The sequence below is a fragment of the Streptomyces sp. FH025 genome (genome assembly GCF_017427025.1).
Taxonomy (GTDB): Bacteria; Actinomycetota; Actinomycetes; order Streptomycetales; family Streptomycetaceae; genus Kitasatospora.
On record NZ_JAFLNG010000527.1, the window covers coordinates 1 to 5,546 of the forward strand.

Consider the following 5,546-nt stretch of genomic DNA (forward strand, 5'->3'; position numbering starts at 1 on the left):
CGCCTCGACAAGGCCCTCGTGGTCGGCCCGGAGGGCATCCTGCTGGAGCACACCCTGCGGGCGCCCAACCCGAAGGAGAGCCGGAACCGGCCCCGGCTGCGCTACGTCGACGGCGAACTCCTCGTCGTCTGGAACCAGGACGGCAAGCAGGTCGCCTACTGGTCCAGCCGTCCTGATGAGACCGTCGAGCTCGGCGGTCGGATCATCACCGGCTACCACTACGGCGACCGGCACCCGGAGGCCCCGTCCCTCCAACTGCCCGGCGGCGGCCGCACCACCGGCGAACGCCCGCTGCACCCCGGCGACACCCGGATGCCCGAGGAGCACACCGTCCTCGGCGACGGCACCGGCTACTGGACCTTGCGGTACGCCCCGGACGGCAGCCCCGTCCTGCGCGAACTCGACCCGCTCACCGGCACCCTGGGCCGCGCCGCCGAGCCGCCCGTGATCGCCGCCACCGCCGCGGCCGGCCGACTCGTCGCGGGCCGCACCCGGCTGCTGCCGATGCAGCCCGGCCTGGAGCGGACCCCGCTCGGCACCGACGGCACCGTGCTCGGCGGCTGGGTCCGCAGGGAGCCCGGGCGCACCGTCACCGCCTTCACGGCCGACGGGCAGCGCATCGTCCTGCCGCTGGACGGGCGGCGCGAGCCGGGCGTCGTCCCGGCCGGCCGGCTCGCCCTGCCCGGTGGGAGCAGCCCGGTGGTCAGTCGCCGCAGCGGCGAGCACCTCACCCTCAACCTGTCCGACCTCGCCGACCGCACGGACGGCACCGTCGAACTGCAAGCCTGCACGCCGGGCGAGCTCTCCGCCGCCGGCACCGCGCTCGTCCCGCCGTACGACCACTGGCACGCCCTGCGCCCCCGCGACGAGGCCGGTTCGCAGGTGCTGCGCGCCGTGACGGCCGAGCAGGCCGCCCACCTGATCGACGTCGCCTGGCCCGTCGACGCCGAGCCCGTCCCGGACGACGAGCAGCGCTGGCTGACCGTCCAGGGCGTCCGGCGCCCGCTCGCCCAGCGCGGCGAGGCCCGCAACAGCCTGCCCGTCGAAGCGGTCGGCGCCGCCCTGCCCGGCATCAGCCACCCGCTGCTGCTCGCCGGCGTCGCCGGGCTCGCCCGCGCCGCCGCCGACCTGCTCGACCGGACCGCCCGCTTCCTCCCGCAGCCCGAGGCCGAGCGCCCCGGCAAGGCGGAAGCCGCCGAGTGGCGGCCCGACCACGGCCTCGACCACGAGCTGCGCGACGCCGTCAACACCGTGCTGCCCGACAACCGGGGCTTCGGCAACACCTGGGGCAGCAGCGACCGCTGCTGGGTGCTCAACAACCTGCGCGCCGTCACCGCCGTCCTCGCCGCCCCGCCGGCCGCGACCGGCGACGGCTGGACGACCCCGGCCACCGTCACCCTGCACGGCGGAGACGCCGCCCACGGCTGGCTGCACCTGCTCGGCCGGATCGACACCCTCGCCCACGCCGTGGCCGCCCCGCTCACCGCACCGTCCCACCGCTCCTCGCTGGTCCTGCTGCTCGGCGAACTCACCAGGGGCCCGCTCGCCGACCGCGGCGCCACCCTGCGCGAGATCGTCCTCGCCGAGACGGACGACCGCGCCAAGGGCACGGGCCCCGTCACCTTCCGCCAGGGCGAGGTGCTGCGCCACGGCGAGCGCACCGTCGTCATCCTCGGCCACTGGGGCCACGGCCCGGACGGCAAGGTCCAGTGGCTCGCCGTCGACCACGACCCGAGCGGCGAGTTCGGCCCCGTCGCCCACTTCACCACCGAGAGCGAGCGCAACACCGAGGAACGGATCGGCGCCGCCTGGGTCGCCAAGTTCTGGAGGGTCGCCGCCCTGCACGGCAGCGTCCCCTGGCAGCCCGAGCGCGCCACCGCCTTCGCCGAACTCACCGGCATCGGCACCGCCCGCGCCACCCTGCTGCTCAGCCCGCCGCCCAGCCTGCTGCACTGGGGCGACGTCACCGTGCCCGCCGAGTACGGCCTCAAGTCCGCCGAGGTCAAGGCCGCCCGAGAATGGCTGCGCGGCCACGACCACACCGCCCTCGCGGAGGTCTGGGGCGCCCTGCTGCCCCTCGACGACCCGAAGCGGCTGTGGACGGAGGGCCCCGACCTCGCCGCCGGTGCCGAGGCCTGGATCCGGCACTTCGGACGGCTCGTCACGCTGCCCGAGGACGCCCAGGCCGGAGTCAAAGGCGTGCCCATCAGCCGCATCGAGGAGGTCCTCAACCCCGCCCACACCCCCTGGCTGACCGGCACCACCACCTTCCGCCTGACCGACGACGGCCGGGGCACACCCCGACTGGAGGCCGAGGACGCCATGGCCGTCCCCGGACAGGGCGCCCTGCACGCCACCCTCGACGCCCTGCGCTGGCTCGCCTACCACCTGCCCGCCGACAGCCCGCTGCGCCCCCTGCTGCCCACGGCCGCCACCGCGCTGCGCACCCGGCTCGCCGACCCCGAACTGCTGCTCGGCTTCGACCTGTTCCGCACGCCCAAGGGCGCCCCGGTGGCCGCCATCCTGCGCAGCCACTTCGGCCTGCCCGCCCAGGGCGGGGCCGACCCGGACGGCCTGGTCCGCTGCGGCCCGGCGCTCGTCCTCTCCCCGTACCACGAGGAGTTCGAACGGGTCTGGGTGCGCCCGGCCGGGCTCACCGGCCCCGACGACCCGCTGGTCGAACTGCTCCTCGGACTCGCCGACGACTACTGGTTCACCCCGGAGCTGAGGGCCCTCAAGTCCGTCCTGGCCGGCGAGGCGGAGCGGTTGGCCGCCTCCGCCGCCGCGCCGGGGGCGACCGCCGAGGGCGACGGCCCGGCCTGGCTGCAGAACCCGCACCTCACCGTGCCCGACCTGGTCGCCGAGGTGGCCCGCACCCACGGCCTCGGCGAGGACGCGGCCGCGCTCTACCTCCAACTGCTCGCCCTGCCCGACCCGACCGACCGCAACACCGCCCGCTGGACGGGCTGGAAGCCCGCCCGGCTCAAGCGCGCCCGCGCCGAACTCGCCGCCACCGACCTGGTGCTGGAGGCCAAGCGGGCCCGGGCCGGCCGCAGCCTCTTCCTGCCCGGCGGCTGGCAGGAGGCCAAGGCCCCCGCGCTGCCCGTCGAGACCTGGAAGGCCGCCCTGTACCACCTGCCCACCCACCGGCCGGCGCTGGCACACCTGCCCGTCCCCGAGCTGTTCGCCGCCGCCTGGCGGCGCACCCTCGACGGCGACGCCCCCGGATACGAAGAGCTCCAGACCGGCAAGCGCAGGAAGGCCAGCCGATGACCGTCACCGAGACCACCACCCCCGCCGTGCGGCAGATCGTGCCGCCCGAGGAGAAGCACGCCGCCGAACTGGAGTTCCTGGCCGCCCACGACAGCGGCCCGCGCCCGCCCGGCTGGCGCCTCACCCCGCGCGCCGTCGTCACCTTCGTGATGGGCAGCGATGGCGAGAAGCTCAAGGCCGGGCGCCGAGGCCTGGTCATCGAGCCGAAGTTCGTCGGCGAGCGCGCCCTGGTCGAACGCTGCGTCGTCACCCTCGCCGGGGAGCGCGGCCTGCTGCTCGTCGGTGAGCCCGGCACCGCCAAGTCCATGCTCTCCGAACTGCTCGCCGCCGCCGTCTGCGGCACCAGCGCGCTCACCGTCCAGGGCACCGCCGGCACCACCGAGGACCAGCTCAAGTACGGCTGGAACTACGCCCTGCTGCTCGCCAAGGGCCCCAGCCGGGAGGCCCTCGTGCCCTCCCCGGTGCTCACCGCGATGACCACCGGAGCCGTCGCCCGGGTCGAGGAGGTGACCCGCTGCCTGCCCGAGGTGCAGGACGCGCTGGTCTCCCTGCTCTCCGAACGGCGCATCGCCGTCCCCGAGTTGGCCGGCACCCCGGACGGGCAGCTGCACGCCGCCGCCGGCTTCACCCTGATCGCCACCGCCAACCTGCGCGACAAGGGCGTCAGCGAGATGTCGGCGGCCCTCAAGCGGCGGTTCAACTTCGAGACGGTCGGCCCGATCGGGAGCCTCGCCGCCGAGGTCGACCTGGTCCGCCGCCAGTCCACCGCCGCCGTCGCCCGGGCCGGGGCCGGCTACGCCGTGGACGACGCCGTCCTGGAGGCCCTGGTCACCGCCTTCCGCGACCTGCGCACCGGCCGCTCCACCGAGGGCTGGGACGTCGAACGCCCGTCCACCGTGATGAGCACCGCCGAGGCCGTCTCCGTCGCCACCGCGCTCGGCGTCACCGCCGCCTACCTGCCCGACGGCGGCGACCTCCTGGGCCGCCTCCCCGGCCAACTCCTCGGCGTCGTCCGCAAGGACGACCCGGCCGACGCGGCCCGGCTGCTCGGCTACTGGGACGGCCCGGTCCGCCGCCGCGCCGAACAGGGCGCCGCCACCTGGCGCACCCTGTGGGACCTCCGCTCGGCGCTGGAGGCCTGACGATGACGAGCAGCGCGGTGAAGACCACCCCGGGCGACGCCCGTCCGGGCATCCGGGGCGAGGCGGAGCGGCTGGCCGGCTCCGGCACCGACCGTCCCGGGCCCTACCTGATCGGCGTGCGGCACCACGCGCCGTCCCTCAGTGCGGTCCTCCCCGCGCTGCTCGACGCCGCCCGGCCCGAGGCGGTCCTGGTCGAACTGCCCGCCGAGTTCCAGCCCTGGCTCGACGGGCTCGCCGACGAGGCGACCGAGGCCCCGGTCGCCCTCGCCGCCGCCCCGGCCGGCTCCGACGACACCACCGGACCGGCCTTCTACCCCTTCGCCGACTTCTCCCCGGAACTCGCCGCCCTGCGCTGGGCCCGGCGCAACGGCGTCGAGGCCATCGCCTGCGACCTCCCGCTCGCCCACCGCACCGGCCGGGCCGGTGCGGACCACCGCCCCGGCTCCGGCGGTGCGGCCGAGGGGCCGGGCGTCGCGGACGCGCTGCGCCACCGCCTCACCGGCCGTGCCTCCGACGAGGACCTGTGGGACCGCCTGGTCGAGACCGCCGCCCCCGGCTCCACTCCGGAGGCCGTCCGGCGCGCCGCCCTGCTGGTCGGCTGGGCGCTGCGGCACGACGCCGAGAGCGGCCAGGGCGTCGACCCGTACGACCTGCGCCGCGAGGCCTGGATGCGCGCCCGCATCCGGGCCGCCTCGGCCGACGGCCGCCGGATCGCCGTCGTCGTCGGCGCCTTCCACGCCCCCGCGCTGCTCGACGGGCCGACCGCCGAGGAGGAGCCGCCCGGCCCGGACCACCCCGGGCACGTCCTGTCCCTGATCCCGTACACCTACCCGCTGCTCGACGCCCGCTCCGGCTACCCGGCGGGCATCCGCGACCCCGAATGGCAGCACACCGTCCTCGACGCCGGGGGAGACCCGCAACGCCTCACCGAGGCGCTCACCACCACCGCCGTCCGGATCTGTGCCGCCCTGCGCGCCCAGGACCACCCCTCCGGTCCGGCCGACGCCCGCGAGATCGTCCGCCTCGCCGGCGACCTCGCCCGGCTGCGCGGCCACGCCGCGCCCGGCCGCGGCGAACTCGTCGAAGCCGTCCAGACCGTCCTCGCCCAGGGCGAACCCCTCGGCCGCGGCC

General features: G+C 76.6%; 2 protein-coding genes and 1 pseudogene. All 3 read left to right on the top strand.

Annotated features, from left to right (window positions below):
- A pseudogene (locus tag J0670_RS28505) lies at nt 1-3,273 on the top strand (hypothetical protein); the annotation flags it as partial.
- Nucleotides 3,270-4,415 (top strand): AAA family ATPase, encoded by a 1,146-nt coding sequence (locus J0670_RS28510; protein WP_207814569.1) that lies wholly within the window; start codon nt 3,270-3,272, stop codon nt 4,413-4,415. The pseudogene J0670_RS28505 and the gene J0670_RS28510, both read left to right, overlap by 4 nt.
- A 2-nt stretch (nt 4,416-4,417) precedes the next feature.
- On the top strand, nt 4,418-5,546 hold a 1,129-nt coding region (locus J0670_RS28515; RefSeq protein ID WP_243437649.1), incomplete at its 3' end, for a DUF5682 family protein.

Bases quoted from the DNA above. Each gene is read 5' to 3' on its own strand.
- J0670_RS28510 (WP_207814569.1), top strand. From the start codon at position 3,270: ATGACCGTCACCGAGACCACCACCCCCGCCGTGCGGCAGATCGTGCCG.